The organism is Humibacter albus DSM 18994 (genome assembly GCF_000421825.1).
GTDB classification, from domain to species: domain Bacteria; phylum Actinomycetota; class Actinomycetes; order Actinomycetales; family Microbacteriaceae; genus Humibacter; species Humibacter albus.
In genome coordinates this window covers 18,561-36,188 of the sequence record NZ_ATXT01000003.1, presented here as the reverse complement: position 1 = coordinate 36,188, position 17,628 = coordinate 18,561, and the positions used below count along the sequence as shown (strand labels likewise).

Below are 17,628 nucleotides of genomic sequence, written 5' to 3'. Positions count from 1 at the left end.
GGCGTTCAGCCGCGGTCGTCGCGTCGCGTGCTATCGATCTGCTCGCCCGTGCGTGGGTCGATCGTGCTGCTACGGGTGACCCGCGAGGTGCGTTTGCGGGTGATCAACACGATTCCGATAACCGTGATCACCACCCCGGCACCCATCAGGATGTAGCCGACCAGTTGCAGGTCGATCCACGTCGGCGTGACGTTGATGGCGAACGCCAGTATGGCGCCCACGACGATGAGGAAGATTCCGCCTCCGAGGCTCACGCGTGCTCCTAACGGTCGTGACGATGGCGACAGCCTACGATCCGAAAGGGCGTGCAGCCACGGGGTTGCGCCGCCGCGGGCCATGTGTGTGCGTGCCGCCGCTGGCCATGTGCGTGCCGCCGCGGGGACGTGTGCCGGCACGTCCGCACGTGCCGAAGTCGTCAGACGCGTTCTGTATCGCGGGGCTGCCGGATCGGAAGGGGCTACCGCGTCAGAAGCGCCTGGCGCTCTTGCTGCCATCGCTGAGGAGTACGCGGACGTCGCGATCCCGTGGTGATACGAGGGAAAGTTGCGCCTCGGCATAAGCCATCGGTTCGTCGTCGAGTCCCCTCACAGCGCGATACGCTGGTATACCAAACGTTCGAAGGAGTTCCATGTCGCGTCAGGTCGCTCTCGCCGTCATCCCCGGTGATGGAATCGGTCCGGAGGTCGTCGCCGAGGCGATCAAGGTGCTCGACGCCGTCGTCGATCCCGCGGTCGACTCCGCCGACGTGGTCTTCGAGAAGACCACGTTCGAGCTGGGTGCCGCACGTTACCTGGCCACGGGCGACGTGCTCACTGACGACGACCTCGAGGCGATCTCCCGTCACGATGCCATCCTTCTCGGCGCCGTCGGCGGCAAGCCCGGCGACCCGCGATTGGCCGGCGCCAACATCGAGCGCGGCCTGCTGCTCAAGCTGCGGTTCGCGCTCGACCACTACGTGAACCTGCGTCCCACGACCATTCTCCCGGGCGTCAGCAGCCCGCTCGCCGATCCCGGCGATGTCGACTTCGTCGTCGTGCGCGAGGGCACCGAGGGCCCCTACGTCGGAAACGGCGGCGCCATCCGCGTCGGCACACCGCACGAGATCGCGAACGAGGTCTCCGTGAACACGGCCTTCGGCGTCGAGCGCGTCGTGCGCTACGCCTTCGACCAGGCCGAGAAGCGGCGCAAGAAGCTCACCCTCGTGCACAAGACCAATGTGCTGGTGCACGCCGGCGGTCTGTGGAAGCGGATCGTCGACGAGGTGGCGTCGGAGCATCCGGACGTCACCGTCGACTACCTGCACGTCGACGCGGCCACCATCTTTTTGGTCACCGACCCGGCGCGTTTCGACGTGATCGTCACCGACAACCTGTTCGGCGACATCCTCACCGATCTCGCGGCAGCGATCAGCGGCGGGATCGGACTCGCGGCATCCGGGAACATCAACCCCGACGGTGCGTTCCCCAGCATGTTCGAACCGGTGCACGGCTCGGCGCCCGACATCGCCGGGCAGGGCAAGGCTGACCCGACCGCCGCCATCCTCTCCGTCGCGCTGCTGCTCGATCACCTCGAGCTCGCGGACGCCGCCGCCCGCGTCCGTGCGGCCGTCACCGCGGACCTCGCCGAACGTTCCGGCGCACGCAGCACGAGCGAGATCGGCGACGCGATCGTCGCCCGCCTCGCGCGCTGATCGCCCGAGACACGCGTCAGCTCGCTGACGTAACCTGAATCCGACGCGAGAGCGCCTTCCGCTCGCACGCGTCTCACGACCTTCAAAGGGGAACACCGATGACCATCCCGCTCACCGACGTCACGCCACTGCTGTGGCAGGTCACGCCGAATCCGGAACCGACCAGCGTCGAAGAGCGGGAGAAGATCCTGACCGATCCGGGGTTCGGAGAGCATTTCACCGACCACATGATCGACATCTGCTGGTCGGCGCAAGGCGGCTGGCACCGGCCGCGCGTGAGCCCCTACGGTCCGATCCAGCTGGAGCCGTCGGCCGCCGTGCTGCACTATGCCCAGGAGGTCTTCGAGGGTCTCAAGGCGTACCGCCACGCCGACGGGTCGATCTGGACGTTCCGCCCGGAGTCGAACGGCCGCCGCATGCAGCGCTCGGCACACAGGCTCGCTCTGCCGGAGCTTCCGGTGGAGTACTTCGTCGAGTCGCTGCGGCGCCTGATCGCTCTCGACGGCGACTGGGTGCCGTCGGCGCCTGAGACGAGCCTCTACCTGCGGCCGTTCATGTTCGCCAAGGAGGCGTTCCTCGGTGTGCGGCCGGCCAACAAGGTGGCTTTTTACCTCATCGCCAGCCCTGCCGGTGCGTACTTCAAGGGGGGCATCGCACCCGTGTCCATCTGGCTCTCCGATCAGTTCTCGCGTGCCGGGGTCGGCGGCACAGGCTCGGCGAAGACGGGCGGAAACTACGCGGCCAGCCTGCTTCCGCAGTCCGAGGCCTATGAGCACGGCTGCGCCCAGGTGCTGTTCCTCGATTCCAACGAGGGCAAGTACCTCGAGGAGCTCGGTGGCATGAACGTCGTGCTCGTCTACAGCGACGGCACGCTCGTCACGCCGGCATCCGACTCCATTCTGGAAGGGGTCACGCTCGACTCGATCCTGCAGCTGGCCCGCGACCGCGGGCACCGCGTCGAGCAGCGGCCGGTCTCACTCGACGAATGGAAGGCCGGGGTCGCCTCCGGGGACATCGTCGAAGCGTTCGCGTGCGGCACCGCCGCCGTGGTCACCCCGATCGCGCAGCTCAAGGGCCGCGACTTCTCGATCGGCGCGGCGGATGCCCCGGCCGGTGAACTCACGATGTCGCTGCGCCAGGAGCTGACCGACATCCAGTACGGACGCGCCGACGACAAGCACGGCTGGCTGACGCGCCTGGACTCCTGAGAGGCACGACGAACAGTGAAGATCGCACGTTTCAGCCACGACGGCACGCTCGCATACGGCATCCTCGACGAGGACGAGCGCGAGTGGGTCGTGCTCGCCGGCGACCCGATGTACGCCGGCTTCGACACCACCGGCGAACGGGTGAAGGTGACGGATGCCACGTTGCTGGCCCCGGTGCTCCCGCGTTCCAAGGTGGTCGCCATCGGCAAGAACTACCGGGACCACGCCGCCGAGATGGGCGGTGAGGCTCCCGAGGCGCCCCTGATGTTCCTGAAGCCGAACACGGCGGTCATCGGACCGAACGACGCCATCGTCCTTCCGCCGCAGTCGGAGCGGGTCGAGCACGAGGGCGAGCTCGCTGTCGTGATCGGCCGCATCGCCAAGGACGTCTCCGCCGCGAACGCGCTCGACTACGTGTTCGGGTACACGGCCGCCAACGACGTCACGGCCCGCGACCTGCAGCGGGCGGACGGCCAGTGGGCCCGAGCGAAGGGGTTCGACACGTTCTGCCCGCTCGGGCCGGTGATCGAGACCGAGTTCGATGCGGCATCCGCGACCATCGAGACCACGGTGAACGGCGAGGTGCGGCAGTCGGGAAATGTCTCGGACCTGGTGCACGGCATCCCGGAGCTAGTGGAGTACGCGGCAAGCGTGTGGACACTGCTGCCCGGCGACGTGATTCTGACCGGAACGCCGGCCGGCGTCGGGCCGCTGGTGGCCGGTGACCGCGTCGATGTGTCGATCTCCGGCATCGGCTCCCTGTCGAATCCGGTGCGCGCGAAGGGTTGAGCATCCGCCCGACGCAGCCGCACCCCTAGACTGCGGGCATGACCGAGGGCTGGAGCGAACTCTTCGTCGCCGTCGCGGGTGCTGCCGCCGCGCTGGCCGGTCTGATCATCGTGGCCATGAGCGTCACGATCAAAGAGATCATCGCCTCGCGCACGCTGCCCTCGCGGGCGGCGGCGACCATCAGCTCGATGGTGCTCATCCTCGTGCTCTCCGTGCTCGGACTCATTCCCGACCAGAGCGACACGGCGTTCGGCGTCGAGGTCGTGGTGGCCAGCGCGATCGCGCTGGTCCCTCCGGTGCTCATGTCGCAGCGTGTGCTCAGCGATCGCAGCTACCACGCCAGCGTCGGCACCCGAGTGTTCCGCGTGGTGGTCGGTCTCGTCCCCGTGCTGCTCGCACTCGCGGGCGGCGTGCTCGTGATCGCCGGATCCGAGACGGGGATGTTCCTCATCGCCGCCTCGATCGCGCTGGTCTTCGTCACCTCGATGCTGAACGCCTGGGTGCTGCTCGTCGAGATCCAGCGCTAAGGCTGGCCAGCTCGCTCTCCTCAGCCGGCCAGAGCGGCCAGCGCTCGCTCGACATCGCCTTCGTCGTTCCAGACGTGGAAGGCGACGCGCGCCCGTCCTGCACGCCCCGACGCGACGAGTCCCGCCGAGGTGAGCCGTTCCAGCGCGGCTGAGCCGGGATCGCTCCACGTGACGATGGCGCTGCCGAGCTCGCGCGCGCTTCGCTGCAGCCCGAGTCCGTTCGCGAAAGCATCGGCCAGTGCCACGTCGTAATCGTGAACCCGACGGATGTTCGTGCTCGCGAACAGTTCGATCGCCGGCGCTCCTGCCGCGAAGGCCTGCCAGGCCGGCGAGACGTCGAAGCGGCGCGCGGAGGAGGCGAGCGGCGCCGACGGGCCGTAGCAGGCATCCCACGGGTTCTCGCCCGCATACCAGGCCGCGTGGATCGGGCGCAGCTCCTCGATGAAGCGCGGAGCGACGCTGAGGAAGCAGACGCCGCGCGGGGCGCAGAGCCACTTGTAGGTGTGGCAGACGAGGGCGTCGGCGGTGCACGGTTCCAGCGGCAGCCAGCCGGCGGCCTGGGTCACGTCGCAGAGCACGCGGGCTCCGACCGCGTCGGCGGCGGTCCGGATGCTCTGCGCGTCGGCCACCTCGCCGGTCGCGGACTGTACGAGCGAGTAGGCGACCAGGTGCGTTCGGGTGGTGATGGCATCCTCGAGTCCGGTCAGCGGCGCGTGACGCACGCGCACACCGCGGTGCTCCTGCTGCAGGAACGGAAAGACCATCGAGCTGAAATCGCCGTCGACGCAGAGCACCTCGGCGCCGTCGGGAATGGACGCGGCGATCATGCCGGCGAACACCGACGTCTGCGAGCCGATCGCGACGTTGGCGGTGTCGACGTCGGCGAGGCGGGCGAACGCGTGGCGGGCGCGGGTGACCGCCGCGTCGTAGTGTGCCGGGCCGGCGAATCCCGCGCTCCACAGGTCGAGGTCGTCGAGCGCCGCAGCCCGCGCGGCCGCGGGCGGGAGGCCACCGGTGCAGGCGGCGAGGTATCCGGCGCCCAGCCCCTCGAACTGAAGGCGCAGCCGGTCGAAGCCGTCGTCGGTCGCCGAGTCGTGGGTTGTGGGCCTGTCGTAGGCACCGGCTGTGTCGTCGGCAGCCGAACGCGGCGCGGCCGGTGCGGCCGGGGCGGAGGAGGAGCTCATGCCTCGAGTCTCGGTGCCACTCGAATATTGCACAATCGCAGGTGTTCGATCGATTCCATAACGCGCGCTTATGATTTGTGGATGACCTTGCAGCTCGATCCGTCCGGCTCGCTGGAGCTCGACGCGCACACGCTCCGCATCGTCCGTGCGCTCGTGGAGCACGGCTCCCTCACCGCGGCGGCCGCGGCACTCGGCTACAGCCAGCCGGCGCTGAGCCAGCACCTGCGCCGGGCGGAGGTGCGCATCGGCATGCCGCTGACCACGCGTTCGGGCAGGGGAGTGCGGCTGACGGAGGCGGGTCGCGTGCTCGCCCGGCACGCCGGCACGATCACGACGGCGTTGGATGCCGCCGCCGGCGAACTCGCCGAGCTCGCGGGCCTTCGTGCCGGCCGAGTGCGGTTGGCGGCATTCCCGACCGCGTCGTCCACACTGGTGCCGCAGGCGCTGCGCGCGCTGGCGGCGGAGCATCCGGGCATCGGCGTGAGCTACCTCGAGGCGGAGCCTCCCGAAGCGGTGGATGCCGTGCGCTCGCAGCAGGCGGATCTCGCGATCACCTTCAGCTACCCGGGCGATCGCGTCGATCCGCACGGCGAGAGCGCGAAGGGTCTCGTCGTGGTGCCGCTCTGGCGAGACGAGATGATGGTCGCGCTGCCCGCCGGCCACGCCGCGGCGAAGCAGCGCTCGGTGGAGTTGGCGGCACTCGAGAGCGAGAACTGGATCGGCGGATGTCTGCGGTGCCGCGGTCATCTGCTGCAGCTGGCCGAGGCATCCGGTTTCACGCCCTCGATCTCGTACGAAACCGACAACTTCACGGCGGTGCTCGGCATGGTGTCCGCGGGGCTGGGCGTGGCGCTCATCCCGTCGCTGGCGCTGGTGCCGTCTAACGTGCCGGGCGACGTGGTGATACGACCCACGGCGAACCGGGACAGTCGCACCCTGCACCTGGTCGGGCCGCAGGGCGGGGATCGGGTGCCGGCCATCGCCGCGACCGCGCGGGCGATCCTCGGGCTCGACGCGGCATCCTGGGGCCTGAAGCCGCCGCCGACCGAGGGCTGATCGGCGCGGGCGATACGGAAACGCGCCCATCCCGGCCCCGTAGAATCGAGGACGATGTCCGAGACCTCTGCACCGTCCCTGTATCCGTTCAGTTCCGCCACGGGAAGCGACGTTCGGTTGCGCTTCTGCCCGTCGCCCACCGGCACCCCGCATGTCGGGCTCATCCGCACGGCGCTGTTCAACTGGGCGTATGCGCGGCACACCGGCGGCAAGCTCATCTTCCGCATCGAGGACACCGACGCGGCGCGTGACTCCGAGGAGAGCTACGAGCAGATTCTCGATGCCCTGACCTGGCTCAATCTGGACTGGGATGAGGGGGTCGAGAAGGGCGGCCCCGATGGCCCGTACCGGCAGTCGCAGCGCAGCGAGGTCTATGCCGCGGTGCTTGATCGGCTGATCGACGCCGGGCACGTGTACGAGAGCTACTCGACCCCGGAGGAGATCGAGGCGCGCAACGTCGCGGCCGGGCGGCGGAAGCAGCACGGCTACGACAACGGCGATCGCGATCACACCGAGGAGCAGCGCGAGGCGTTCCGCGCCGAGGGGCGGCAGCCGGCGCTGCGGCTGCGGGTGCCGGACTCGGATCTCGGCTTCGACGACCTGGTGCGCGGAGAAATCACGTTCCCAGCCGGATCGTTCAGCGACTTCGTGGTGGTGCGCCCGAACGGCAAGCCGCTCTACACATTCGTGAACCCGGTGGACGACGCACTCATGCGCGTGACCCACGTGCTGCGCGGCGAGGACCTGCTGCCCTCGACGCCGCGCCAGATCGCGCTGTACCGGGCGCTCATCGACGTGGGCATGACCGATTTCATCCCGCGCTTCGGACATCTGCCGTCCGTGCTCGGCGACGGCAACAAGAAGCTTTCGAAGCGCGACCCGCAGTCGAACCTGTTCCACCACCGCGACCGCGGCTTCATCCCGGAGGGTCTCGACAACTACCTGGCGCTGCTCGGCTGGGGATACTCGCACGACCGCGATGTGTTCTCGCTCGACGAGATGGTCGAGAAGTTCGACGTCGCCGATGTGAACCCGAACCCGGCGCGCTTCGACCAGAAGAAGGCCGAGGCGATCAACGCGGACCACATCCGTCTTTTGGATGTCGCGGACTTCGCGCGGCGCACGGTTCCGTATCTCGTGCAGGCGGACGTCCTCAGCGAGCCTCTGACCGACCGTCAGCAGGAGATTCTGGATGCCGCGGCGCCGCTCGTGCAGGAGCGCGTGCAGGTGCTGGGGGAGACGCCCGGCATGCTCGGCTTCCTCTTCACGGATGCCGCGGCGCTGCGCTACGAGGACGACGCGCTGAAGTCGCTGCCCGACAACACCGGCGAGGTGCTGGCGTCGTCGATCGAGGTGCTGGAGCGGCTCGGCGAGCACCTGTGGCAGCACGAGGGCATCGAGGTCGCGCTGCGTGCCTCGCTCATCGAGGTGCTCGGGCTCAAGCCGCGGGTGGCGTTCGGCCCGCTGCGGGTGGCCGTGAGCGGCCGCCGGGTGTCGCCGCCGCTGTTCGAGTCGATGGAGATCCTCGGCAAGACGGAGACGCTGGCGCGGCTGCGGCGGCTGGCGGCGCACGTCGCTGCCTAGCGGAGCAGTAGCGCCGCTAGAGCACCACCTCGTCACTTATTCAGGCTATTTCGCCGTTCGTCGATATATCCGGCTCCTGGGTCGAAATGGCCTGAGTCAGTGACACGGATGGGCCCGATCGAGCGGCAGCGGCACGTTTTGGATGCCGCCCCCTCCGTACGGTAAAGTTGACACTCGTGCCGCTCCGAGAGCGGCTGCGACCGGGGTTCGTCCCCGGCATCGGCGATACGCCGGTGGGGTATGGTGTAATTGGCAACACGGCTGATTCTGGTTCAGTTGTTCTTGGTTCGAGTCCAGGTACCCCAGCAACAAGATCGTTGAGAATCCGCGGCAGAAAAGCCCATTCGCAACATTGACCAGTCGGCCCGTTTCCGGGCAGGCTCACCACTTTGGTCACCAGATTGCCCCTCACGAGGGCCTCGCGCCATTTACCGGTATCGGTGTGGGATTCGTGGCGTGATGTGCCGGAGTCGTTCGGGGCGTGGCAGACGGTGTGGACGTGGCATCACCGGATGGCACACTGTGCGCGCCACAGGGGGCTGGATCGGATTACACGAGTCTGCTGGACGAGCCGCCTGATCACGGCGTCGGCCGCTCGCGGGGGATCAACGCCGTGATCCCCGAGCCCGACGATCAGAAAGGACACCGGAAGCGCCGTGGTTCACGAGGCGGTCGGCCAGTTCGCCTGGACCGTGACGATTACAAGAACCGCAACGTCATCGAACGCCGATTCTGCGACGTGAAACAGTGGCGAGGCCTCGCCACCCGATACGACAAACACGCCATCGTCTGCCGCGCGGCAGTCCTCATCCACACCGCAACCGCCTGGACCGGACATCTATCAGATACGCCCTACGCGCCGAAGCCTCGCTGCAGGTGAAGGAGTGTGCGATCCATGGCCTCGGCCAAATCGGCATCAGGATCGGATTCGAGGTTCAGGATTGCGGCGACGCCGGCGCCTATGATCGCGCCCGCCAGAGCACGAGCTGCAAGGGCGTCCGGCGATGTTTGCTCGCGTTCGGCAACCAAACCTGCTATCAGAGCAGTGCCCTGGAAGAGCCGATCGAACATCCGAGCGCGGAGTTCGGGAACGGTAAGGATGAGCGCAATGCGTTCGTGCTGGCGAGCGCGTTCAGTGTCGCTTAGCTCGGCGAACAGCGCGCTCATCGCCCGGCGGATGGCCTCGATCGTCGTGAGGTCGCGAGGCTGGTCTCGCAGAGCTTCAATGAAGATGGGATCGAGGTCGTCAAGCAGGACTACGTCCTCTTTGGTGGGGAAGTACCGGAAGAAGGTGCTCTCGGAGACCTCGGCGGCGGCGGCGATTTCGACGATCGTGGTCGTCTCGTAACCGTTGAGTCGGAATAGGCGCAGTGCCTCAGCCTGGATGGTGACGAGAGTCTTGATGCGTTTGCGCTCGCGGAGGCCGAGACCCGGCCGGTCATTCCTAGGCATCGGATGGTTCCTTTCTCGCCGCGTCGCCGTGTGCATCCATAATGCCCTGCGTCTCCCTGCGCCCGGGCATGAATAACACGGCGAGAATGATGCCCGCGATGGCAAAGCCTGCGGAGGTGAGCAGCGCTGCTCCCAGCCCTGCGGTGAATGCGGATCGCACAGCCGCCAGCAGGACGTGGGAACCTGTCTTCTCGGCGATCGCGACCCCGGCGAACACGCTTTGCCCAGCAGCCGAAACTGTTAGGCCGGGCAGGTCGTCGTCGTTCAGGTGAGCGAGATAGATCGCACTGACCGCGCTGCCGAGTATGGCGCTGCCGAACGGTGCGGACAGTTTCTGAATGAGCTGCACGATCGCTGATCCCGAGCCGCTGTTCACCGTGTCGAGTTGGGACAGCGCGGCGGACGAGGACGTCGCCAGGGCAAGCCCTACGCCGAGGCCGAGAAGGAACATCCAGGTCGCGATCGGCCAGAATCCGGTGTCGGGTTGTGTACTCGCACCGAGCAGTGCGCCGGCGGCGATGATGACGAATCCTCCTGTGATCGCGGTACGCCAGCCGGCGAGACGGGCCACCCGATCGGCGACGATCGCGCCGGCGACCAGGCCGGCTAGCAGCGGAAGGAGTCGCAGACCCGACGCGATAGCGGTGGCGCCCTGTACGCCTTGGAAGAACTGTGGCATGACAAACAGGACGCCAATCATCGCCAGGCCGACGACGCCACCGAGGATCGCTCCCCAAGTGAACGCGGGCGACCTGAACAGCGTCAGGTCTAGTAGCGGTTCTTTACCTGCGGCGATCACTCGTCGCTCCCAGAACAGGAAGCCGGCGAAAACCACGGCACCAGCGATCATCAACGTGAGCGCTAATGGGCTCGTCCATCCATCCTGCCCGGCCTCAATCACGCCATAGGTCATCCCAATCAGGCCTGCAGTGGAGACGGCGGCCCCGGTCAGGTCGAAGCCCGCCTGCCCCGGCGCCTTCGACTCGGGGACCAGCGCCAGAACCCCGATGGCAGCCAGCAGCGCGACCGGAGCGTTCATGAGGAACACCCACCCCCACCACAGGTGCGTCAGCATCCAGCCGCCTAGCACCGGCCCCAGCGGCAGTGCCAGGAAGTTCACGCCCTGATAGATGCCGACGGCCTTCGGCCGCTCGCGCTCGTCGAACAGCACCGCCAAGACCGATAGCGCCGTCACAGTGATCGCTGCGCCCGCAGCACCCATCGCCAGTCGCGCAATCAAGAAAGCGGTCGGGCTGGTGGAGAGAGCACACCACACCGACGACGCGCCGAACAGGGTCACCGACGCGAAGAGCACACGCTTGCGGCCCATCCGGTCGCCGAGCCGCCCGGTCGGTAGCACGGTGGCAGCCAAGACGAGGAGATATCCCGAGGAAAACCACTGCAACTGCGACTCCGACGCCTTCAGCTGCACGGCCAGCGTCGGCGAGGCCACGCTGAGGATCGTGCCATCCATGCTCACGACCAAGATCGCCAGCATGAGGCCCAGAAGCGCCCACCACCTCGCTCCGCCCGTCTGAATCATCTGACTGTTCCATCCATCTGATAGTAACTATCATATGATGGTAACGCTCCTAATGTAGGGACACCCCACGAGGTTCTTGACCACGGACACCCGGGTCTCGTGGAGGCGATCGCGGCGAACCTGCCCGGTGCTGCCTGGCAACGCTGCCGCACCCACTACGCGGCGAACCTGATGTCGGTAACACCGAAGGTCATGTGGCCGGCGGTGAAAGCGATGCTGCACTCCGTCTACGACCAACCCGACGCCAAAGCTGTCGCTGCGCAGTTCGACCGGCTCCTGGACTGTGTCGACGGCAAACTCCCCGACGTGTTCGACCACCTCGACGCTGCCCGCGCCGACGCCCTCGCGCTCACGAGCTTCCCCGAAGGGCTCTGGTCGCAGATCTGGTCGAACACCCCGAACGAGCGCCTGAACCGGGAAATCCGCCGCCGCACCCACTCCGTCGGAATCTTCCCCAACCGCGACGCGATCATCCGCCTCGTCGGAGCCGTCCTCGCCGAGCAAACCGACGAATGGGCAGAAGGCCGCCGCTACCTCGGACTCGACATCCTCGCCAAGTCCCGCCTCACCCTCATCACGGAAAACGGACGCGAGGTCACCGAGCAACCGACCCTAGAACTCAGCGCCTGACCCTCTCAACGAAGGACACCGCACCACATCACTACCCGGGACTTGACCGTTTTCTCGTTCCTAGCGACGCCGCGCGCCGCCGCCGCGGTCTGGGCGCAGCTCGATCAGCTTGCCGCTGATGCGCGTGCCGGCGAGGCGGGAGAACACGTCGTCGGAGAGTCCGGCGGGCAGCTCGACGAGCGAGAAGTCAGGGCGGATGTCGATGGCACCGAAATCCTCCCTGCTCAGGCCCCCTTCGTTGGCGAGTGCGCCGACGATCTGGCGCGGCTGCACTTTCTGCCGCCTGCCGACGGCGATGCGGTAGGTGGCCATCCGGCCACTCGCCGGACGGGCGCGCCGCTCCGGTCGATCGGTCAGGCCGCCTCGATCGTCCCCACGATCACGGCCGTCGCGCCGGCCCCGTCCGTCGCGACCGGAACGGTCGGCGCGTGAGTCGCGGTCGCCCCTGGCCTCCCGCTCCTGATTGCGCAGTGCGCGCTGCTCGCGTTGTTCGCGGCGTACATCCTCCTCCGAGAGCAGCAGCGGTGTGTCCCCCTGGGCGACGACGGCGAGAGCGGCAGCCACATCCTGCTCGGGAACGTCGTGGTGCTCGACATAGTGCCCGATGATGTCGCGGAAGTCGGCGATGCGGGACCCCTGCTCGAGAGCGGCGGTGATCGCTTCGTCGAAGCGGCTCAGCCGCGTGGCGTTGACGTCTTCGACGCTCGGCAGTTGCATCTGCGTGAGCGGTTGGCGCGTGGCCTTCTCGATGGCGGTGAGCATCCGTCGCTCTCGCGGCGTGACGAAGCTGATCGCGTCGCCCGTCCGCCCGGCGCGCCCCGTGCGGCCGATGCGGTGAACATACGATTCGGTGTCGATCGGGATGTCGAAGTTGACCACGTGGCTGATGCGGTCGACGTCGAGACCGCGCGCCGCGACATCCGTTGCGACGAGAATGTCGAGCTTGCCGGACTTCAGCTGGTTGACGGTGCGCTCGCGTTGCGCTTGCGCGACGTCGCCGTTGATCGCTGCCGCCGAATAGCCTCGGGCGCGCAACTTTTCGGCGAGCGTCTCCGTCTCGCTCTTGGTGCGCACGAACACGATCATCCCCTCGAAGTTCTCGACCTCGAGGATGCGCGTGAGAGCGTCGACCTTCTGCTGATACGAGACGACCAGGTAGCGCTGCGTGGTGTTCGCGGAGGTCGTCGTCTTGCGTTTGATCGTGATCTCGTCGGGGTCATGCAGGTACTTCGCCGAGATGCGTTTGATCTGGGCAGGCATGGTTGCCGAGAAGAGCGCGACCTGCTTCTCGTCCGGCGTGCCCGCGAGGATGGTCTCCACGTCTTCGGCGAAGCCCATCTTGAGCATCTCGTCCGCCTCGTCGAGCACGAGGAACTTCAGCTCGCTGAGGTCGAGGGTGCCCTTGTCGAGGTGGTCCATGATGCGACCGGGCGTGCCGACGACGACGTGAACACCGCGCCGAAGCGCGGAGAGCTGCGTGCCGTACCCCTGGCCGCCGTAGATCGGCAGCATGCGGATGCCGTGCAGGTGCGTCGCATACGCCTCGAACGCCTCGCAGACCTGGAGTGCGAGTTCGCGAGTGGGGGAGAGCACGAGTGCCTGCGGCGTCTTCTGACCCGGATCGAGACGGGACAGGACGGGCAGCGCGAACGCCGCGGTCTTGCCGGTGCCGGTCTGTGCGAGTCCGATCACGTCGCGCCCGGCCATCAACGGGGGGATCGTCGCGGCCTGGATCGCCGACGGCGTCTCGTAGCCGACGTCCTTCACCGCCTTCAGCACCGGGTCGCTGAGGCCGAGCTCGGTGAACGTGGGTTCTGGCTCAGGTTCTGTCTCGGGTGCCGACGTCGTCATAGTCCCACGGTAGTCGTCGCTGTCGCGTACTCGGCGCCGACCCAGCCCTCAGTCATTCACCGCGATGTCGAAGGTCGCGACGGGTCCTTCCGGTTCACGGGGCCGTCGAACAGCTGCACCACCTGCTCGACGGAGTGGCCCTTCGTCTCGGGCAGGAAGAAGTAGACGAAGGCGATTCCGATCACGCAGAGAACCGCGAAGACGATCATCGTCCAACCGAGCCCCATGCCGACCTGCATGATCGGGAACGCGAGGACCAAGCCGTAGTTCGCGAGCCAGTCGACCGCTGCGCCGATTCCGGACGCACGCCCGCGCACCGCCGTCGGGAAGACCTCGCCCTGCAGAAGCCAGCCCGTTCCGCCGATCCCGATGGCGAAGCAGGCGATGAACAGACCGAATCCGATCATGACGACGAGCAGCTGAGCCATGCCGGACAGGAACGACGCGCCATACGAGCCGACGAGCAGGAACACCGCCATGCCGATATAGGCGCCGATGGCGAGGCGTCGACGTCCAACGCTATCGATGAACCGGAAGGCGAAGTAGGTGGCGATGACGTTCACGACGGCGAGGATTCCGGCCGCGATGACGCCAAAGATCTCCGATTGCACCGCCGACGTGCCGGGGTGGACGAAGTAGGGCGTGAGCAGGTGCGGACCGTAGTAGAACGCGACATTGATGCCGGTGATCTGCTGCAGGATGAAGAACACGCACACGATCACGAGGGCGCGCCTGACGGGCTTGGTCCACCTTGTCTGGCCGGCGACGCGTTCCTCCTCCGCGCGTACCGCGAGCGCCTCGGCATGAACCTGTTCGCTGGTCGCCTCGAGTCCGAGCAGGTGGAAGGCTTTGAGAGCCTTGTCTTCGTTGCCGTGCTCGAGCAGCCATCGCGGCGACTCCGGCATCCGCGCTCGCATCACGAGCGAGATGATGGCGGGAATGAAACCGATCCCCAGCATGACGCGCCAATCCACTGTCGTTGCTGCTTTCGGGGCTATCCACAGCACGATCACCGCGATCACGTAGGCCGCGAGGATGCCGATGGTGATCATCCATTGTTGGATGATGGCGAGCGAACCACGTCGGCGCTTCGGGGCGAACTCGGAGATGTAGGCGGTCGCGATCGCGGAATCGGCTCCGATGGCGATGCCGATGATCACGCGCCCGACAGTGAGCGTGACGGGCTCGAATGCGAATGCGGAGACGATCGAGCCGACCGCGAACAGCGCCGAGTCGGCAAGAAGCAACGATTTGCGTCCAAACCTGTCGGTCAATGGCCCCGCGGCCAGCGCTCCGACGAACGACCCCAACGATGCGCCTGCAACGATGATTCCGGTCGCCACCGGCCCGAGTTTGAAGGGGAGGAAGACCAGAGCCGAGCCGATGTTCGAGGAATCGAACCCGAACAAGAATCCACCGATGGTCGCCAAAACCGCCAAGTAGATGTAGAAGCGGCCGATATCGCGCGTGTCGAGCGCCTGAAGGAGCCCGCCCTGAGTGCTGTTCTCCATGGCGCGCAAGTTACGCTCGCGCTTTTGCCGTGGGCAGGGGATGCGAATTTGCAGAAGCTGCGGTATGCACTGCTGCACTCGTACGTGCGTGGCGGTCAGTGCTTGAGCAGACCCGCCGCCAGCGTCGCCTCCATCCACCCCACGAACTCGTCGAGCGAGTAGCCGGCGCGCACGACGAGCAGCTCGTACGACTCGGGACTGGCGATCGCCCAGGCCGTGTCGCGTGCGGCCTCTCGGGTAAGGCCCGGGCGCAGATCGTCCTCGGGGATGTGCGCGACGATCCTCTCGAACGTGCCCCGGCGCAGCAACTGCAGCAGGTTCCAGTCGGCGGCGATCTCCTCATCGGTGGCGGCGGCATCGCGGTGCAGCCTCCAGGCGAGGGAGGATGTCTCCGCCGTCTTCCCGACGATCTGCGCTAGCAGAGTCGTGACCTCGCGCCCCGTCTTGCCCTCGAACAGCGAGCCGACGGCATCAGGTGAGCCGTAGCCGGCCTTCAGGCTCTCGGTCATGTACGCGCGCAGCAGGGCGCGCTTGCTGCCCCACGCCAGATACAGCGTCTGCACGGTGACGCCGGCGCGCTTCGCGATGCGGCTGACCGTCGCGCCTGCGTAGCCGCTCTCGACGAACTCCTCGGCGGCAGCGCGCAGCAGGCGGTCCTGCGTCTGACGGCGGGACGCGGCACCGACTCTCGCCTGACGGCTCGGTCCACCGCTCACTTCGGATGCCATGGCACTGAGCGTACCCGACGCTATAGAGTGGCACTCAAATCCATGCTGATGCGCAGCACGGCGGATTGCACGTCGTCATAGTCAATCCAGTCGGGAGCACCGGCGAGAGCCGAATCGATCGCGGCCGGCCTTGGACCGGTCGTCGATCACGAAGAGAGCGGAGGGCAGCATGCCGAACGTTCGAGACGTGCCATGGCGTCGGCCGGGTCGAGCGGGATACGCGCGCCGGCGCATCCGGAACGCATTTCGTCCACCCGTCTCGGTCGTGCCCGCGCCGCCGGAGCTCGTGCAGGAGCACGACGTGGAGGTGCCGATGCGCGACGGTGTGGTGCTAAGCGTGAACGTGTACCGGCCGGCCGGTGACGGGCCGTTCCCCGTTCTCGTGAGCGTGCATCCGTACGGCAAGGACGTGCTGCCGAAGCGCACGCGGCGCGGGTGGAAGTTGAACTTCCAATTCCGCATCATGAACCAGTCGGAGCCGCTGCAGATCTCGGAGCTGACGGGCTGGGAGGCACCGGATCCGGTGTGGTGGGTCAGCCGCGGCTACGCCGTGGTCAACGCGGACGAGCGCGGCGCGGGGCACTCCGACGGCACCGGCTCCCTGCTCACCGACGCGGAGGGCCGCGACAGCCACGACCTCATCGAATGGGCGGGGGAGCAGGCGTGGTCCAACGGCAGCGTGGGGATGCTCGGGGTCTCGTATCTCGCGCTGTCGCAGTACAAGGCGGCGGCGTCGCATCCCTCGCACCTGAAGGCGATCTGCCCGTGGGAGGGCTTCACCGACGCCTACCGCGACTTCATGACCCCGGGCGGCATCGCCGAGACCGGGTTCTCGCGCATCTGGCAGGCCGTGACCAAGCGGGCGGCGCGGCTCAGCGACGACTTCAAGACGGAGCGGCGCAGGCATCCGTTGCGCGACGAGTGGTGGGAGTCGCTGACGCCCGCGCTAGAGCAGATCACCGTGCCGATGCTGGTGTGCGCCAGCTTCTCGGATGCGAACCTGCACAGCGTCGGATCGTTCCGTGCGCTGCAGCACGTCGCGTCGGCCGAGCGGTTCGGATACCTGCATCGGGGACCGAAGTGGGCGACGTTCTACGGCGAGGAGGCCAAGGGGGCACAGCTGGCCTTCTTCGAGCGATACCTGCGCGGGAAGGATGCGCCGCCGCCGCGCGTGCGGCTGGAGGTGCGCGAGAGCCGTGACCGCATCGTGGAGGTGCGCGCCGAAAACGAGTGGCCCCTGGCGCGCACCGCCTGGACGCCGCTCTACCTGGGCGCCGACGGACGGCTGACGGATGCCCCGGGTACGGTCGGCGCGACATCCTTCGATCTGAGACGGGATGCCGCATCCTTCACGTTCACGTTCGCTCACGACACCGAGATCACCGGCCCGATGAACCTCGTGCTGTGGGCGTCGGCGGAAGGCGCGGCTGCGGACGCGGCGCGCGACGCGAACCTGTTCGTCGGCGTCGAGAAGCTCCACAACGGTGCCGTCGTGCCGTTCGAGGGCTCGTACGGCTACGGTCGCGACCGGGTGGCGCAGGGGCGGCTGCGCATGTCGATGCGCGCGACGGATGCGCAGGCATCCACTCCCCATCAGCCCGTGCACACGTTCGCGAGCAGGCGCCGGCCGGACCCGAACGAGATCGTGCGGCTGGACATTCCGCTGTCACCGTCGGCGACGCTTTTCCGTGCGGGGGACGAGCTGCGGCTGCTCGTCGCGGGCCGCTACCTGGAGCCGCAGAACCCGCTGTTCGGGCACTTTCCGGCGCGCTACGCGCCGAGCGGGCGCGGGCGGTGCACGCTGCACTGGGGGATGGATCACCCCGCGCGGCTCGAGGTGCCGGTGATCCCGCGCGGGTGACGGTCTACGACGCA

14 protein-coding genes, 1 tRNA gene and 2 pseudogenes are annotated in these 17,628 nt (G+C 67.4%); 10 read left to right on the top strand and 7 right to left on the bottom strand.

Annotated elements, in window-relative coordinates; genetic code table 11:
• Positions 1–5: 5 nt before the first annotated feature.
• A complete protein-coding gene (locus H623_RS0100875; RefSeq protein ID WP_022899062.1) occupies positions 6–254 on the bottom strand; it encodes a DUF6458 family protein in 249 nt (82 codons plus the stop codon).
• Between the two features lie 374 nt (positions 255–628).
• Here H623_RS0100875 and H623_RS0100870 point away from each other — a divergent pair, with 374 nt between their 5' ends.
• The 4 genes from H623_RS0100870 (at position 629) to H623_RS0100855 (ending at position 4,214) form a co-directional block, all read left to right on the top strand.
• Positions 629–1,690: a 3-isopropylmalate dehydrogenase gene (locus H623_RS0100870; RefSeq protein ID WP_022899061.1), complete on the top strand. Its 1,062-nt coding sequence runs from the start codon at positions 629–631 to the stop codon at positions 1,688–1,690.
• A 98-nt stretch (positions 1,691–1,788) separates the two neighbouring features.
• Positions 1,789–2,898, top strand: coding sequence for a branched-chain amino acid aminotransferase (locus tag H623_RS0100865; RefSeq protein ID WP_022899060.1), 1,110 nt, complete (start codon positions 1,789–1,791; stop codon positions 2,896–2,898).
• Positions 2,899–2,913: 15 nt separating this feature from the next.
• Positions 2,914–3,687: a fumarylacetoacetate hydrolase family protein gene (locus H623_RS0100860; protein WP_022899059.1), complete on the top strand. Its 774-nt coding sequence runs from the start codon at positions 2,914–2,916 to the stop codon at positions 3,685–3,687.
• A 38-nt stretch (positions 3,688–3,725) separates the two neighbouring features.
• Complete coding sequence (locus H623_RS0100855; RefSeq protein WP_022899058.1) at positions 3,726–4,214, top strand: hypothetical protein; 489 nt, start codon at positions 3,726–3,728, stop codon at positions 4,212–4,214.
• Positions 4,215–4,234: 20 nt separating this feature from the next.
• Here the strand turns inward: H623_RS0100855 and H623_RS0100850 are convergent, their stop codons facing one another.
• On the bottom strand, positions 4,235–5,398 hold the full coding sequence (locus H623_RS0100850; protein ID WP_022899057.1) for an aminotransferase class V-fold PLP-dependent enzyme: 1,164 nt from the start codon (positions 5,396–5,398) through the stop codon (positions 4,235–4,237).
• Positions 5,399–5,479: 81 nt separating this feature from the next.
• Here H623_RS0100850 and H623_RS0100845 point away from each other — a divergent pair, with 81 nt between their 5' ends.
• The 4 genes and pseudogenes from H623_RS0100845 to H623_RS22300 all read left to right on the top strand — a co-directional run.
• Positions 5,480–6,454, top strand: coding sequence for a LysR family transcriptional regulator (locus H623_RS0100845; RefSeq protein WP_033371020.1), 975 nt, complete (start codon positions 5,480–5,482; stop codon positions 6,452–6,454).
• Positions 6,455–6,508: 54 nt separating this feature from the next.
• The gene (gene gltX / locus H623_RS0100840) at positions 6,509–8,038 is read left to right on the top strand and encodes a glutamate--tRNA ligase (RefSeq protein WP_026939768.1); all 1,530 of its coding nucleotides are present in this window, start codon (positions 6,509–6,511) and stop codon (positions 8,036–8,038) included.
• 234 nt (positions 8,039–8,272) lie between these two features.
• Positions 8,273–8,344: transfer RNA gene (locus H623_RS0100835), tRNA-Gln, on the top strand.
• Between the two features lie 120 nt (positions 8,345–8,464).
• Positions 8,465–8,918: pseudogene (locus H623_RS22300) on the top strand (transposase family protein); the annotation flags it as partial.
• On the opposite strand, the gene H623_RS0100830 reads toward H623_RS22300, so the two are convergent.
• Together H623_RS0100830 and H623_RS17070 are read right to left on the bottom strand one after the other, a co-directional pair.
• Positions 8,891–9,526, bottom strand: coding sequence for an acyl-CoA-like ligand-binding transcription factor (locus H623_RS0100830; protein WP_211217953.1), 636 nt, complete (start codon positions 9,524–9,526; stop codon positions 8,891–8,893). The pseudogene H623_RS22300 and the gene H623_RS0100830 overlap by 28 nt on opposite strands.
• Positions 9,483–11,033, bottom strand: coding sequence for an MFS transporter (locus tag H623_RS17070; RefSeq protein WP_022899055.1), 1,551 nt, complete (start codon positions 11,031–11,033; stop codon positions 9,483–9,485). The genes H623_RS0100830 and H623_RS17070 overlap by 44 nt, the downstream gene beginning before the upstream one ends.
• A 72-nt stretch (positions 11,034–11,105) precedes the next feature.
• On the opposite strand from H623_RS17070, the pseudogene H623_RS17065 reads away from it, so the two are divergent.
• Positions 11,106–11,663: pseudogene (locus tag H623_RS17065) on the top strand (transposase); the annotation flags it as partial.
• A gap of 60 nt (positions 11,664–11,723) precedes the next feature.
• On the opposite strand, the gene H623_RS0100815 reads toward H623_RS17065, so the two are convergent.
• The 3 genes from H623_RS0100815 to H623_RS0100805 form a co-directional block, all read right to left on the bottom strand.
• A complete protein-coding gene (locus H623_RS0100815; RefSeq protein WP_022899053.1) occupies positions 11,724–13,514 on the bottom strand; it encodes a DEAD/DEAH box helicase in 1,791 nt (596 codons plus the stop codon).
• A 56-nt stretch (positions 13,515–13,570) separates the two neighbouring features.
• Positions 13,571–15,025: a sugar porter family MFS transporter gene (locus H623_RS0100810; RefSeq protein WP_022899052.1), complete on the bottom strand. Its 1,455-nt coding sequence runs from the start codon at positions 15,023–15,025 to the stop codon at positions 13,571–13,573.
• Positions 15,026–15,120: 95 nt separating this feature from the next.
• The gene (locus tag H623_RS0100805; protein WP_051143029.1) at positions 15,121–15,753 is read right to left on the bottom strand and encodes a TetR/AcrR family transcriptional regulator; all 633 of its coding nucleotides are present in this window, start codon (positions 15,751–15,753) and stop codon (positions 15,121–15,123) included.
• A 169-nt stretch (positions 15,754–15,922) separates the two neighbouring features.
• Between H623_RS0100805 and H623_RS0100800 the strand changes: the two genes are divergently transcribed.
• Positions 15,923–17,614 (top strand): CocE/NonD family hydrolase, encoded by a 1,692-nt coding sequence (locus H623_RS0100800; RefSeq protein WP_026939766.1) that lies wholly within the window; start codon positions 15,923–15,925, stop codon positions 17,612–17,614.
• Positions 17,615–17,628: the final 14 nt, after the last annotated feature.

What these genes read in the sequence shown, in the direction of transcription:
- H623_RS0100870 (WP_022899061.1), top strand. Translation starts at nt 629, where the DNA reads ATGTCGCGTCAGGTCGCTCTCGCCGTCATCCCCGGTGATGGAATCGGT.
- H623_RS0100865 (WP_022899060.1), top strand. Translation starts at nt 1,789, where the DNA reads ATGACCATCCCGCTCACCGACGTCACGCCACTGCTGTGGCAGGTCACG.
- H623_RS0100855 (WP_022899058.1), top strand. Translation starts at nt 3,726, where the DNA reads ATGACCGAGGGCTGGAGCGAACTCTTCGTCGCCGTCGCGGGTGCTGCC.
- H623_RS0100850 (WP_022899057.1), bottom strand. Translation starts at nt 5,398, where the DNA reads ATGAGCTCCTCCTCCGCCCCGGCCGCACCGGCCGCGCCGCGTTCGGCT.
- H623_RS0100845 (WP_033371020.1), top strand. Translation starts at nt 5,480, where the DNA reads ATGACCTTGCAGCTCGATCCGTCCGGCTCGCTGGAGCTCGACGCGCAC.
- gltX (WP_026939768.1), top strand. Translation starts at nt 6,509, where the DNA reads ATGTCCGAGACCTCTGCACCGTCCCTGTATCCGTTCAGTTCCGCCACG.
- H623_RS0100830 (WP_211217953.1), bottom strand. Translation starts at nt 9,526, where the DNA reads ATGCACACGGCGACGCGGCGAGAAAGGAACCATCCGATGCCTAGGAAT.
- H623_RS17070 (WP_022899055.1), bottom strand. Translation starts at nt 11,033, where the DNA reads ATGATTCAGACGGGCGGAGCGAGGTGGTGGGCGCTTCTGGGCCTCATG.
- H623_RS0100815 (WP_022899053.1), bottom strand. Translation starts at nt 13,514, where the DNA reads ATGACGACGTCGGCACCCGAGACAGAACCTGAGCCAGAACCCACGTTC.
- H623_RS0100810 (WP_022899052.1), bottom strand. Translation starts at nt 15,025, where the DNA reads ATGGAGAACAGCACTCAGGGCGGGCTCCTTCAGGCGCTCGACACGCGC.
- H623_RS0100805 (WP_051143029.1), bottom strand. Translation starts at nt 15,753, where the DNA reads ATGGCATCCGAAGTGAGCGGTGGACCGAGCCGTCAGGCGAGAGTCGGT.
- H623_RS0100800 (WP_026939766.1), top strand. Translation starts at nt 15,923, where the DNA reads ATGCCGAACGTTCGAGACGTGCCATGGCGTCGGCCGGGTCGAGCGGGA.